The 358-nt window shown below is 47.5% G+C and carries 1 pseudogene; it reads right to left on the reverse strand.

The annotated features are described in order from the left end of the window. Positions 1–358: pseudogene (locus tag KIH23_RS13650) on the reverse strand (hypothetical protein); the annotation flags it as partial.

The following is a 358-nucleotide window of genomic DNA, read 5'->3' on the forward strand; positions in this document are numbered from 1 at the left end:
GACATGCTCACACCTACATTAGGCGTAATGGTATAAGTCATTGCAGCATCGTAGTTCGATACAGAGAATGAACCAGTTGCTACGGCACAAGTAGGTTGTGTTACTTGAGCAGATATAGCAGGCGTAGCCGGAGTCTCAGGTTGTGCATCGATGGTTACCGAAGCAGAAGTTGCCGAAGTACATCCGTTGCTAGCAGTTGCCGTCAAGGTATAAGTACCAGCCGGAGCTGTTACCACACCCGTGTTAGACATGCTCACACCTACATTAGGCGTAATGGTATAAGTCATTGCAGCATCGTAGTTCGATACAGAGAATGAACCAGTTGCTACGGCACAAGTAGGTTGTGTTACTTGAGCAG

The sequence above is a fragment of the Flavobacterium sp. CYK-55 genome (genome assembly GCF_018413465.1).
Classification (GTDB): Bacteria; Bacteroidota; Bacteroidia; order Flavobacteriales; family Flavobacteriaceae; genus Flavobacterium.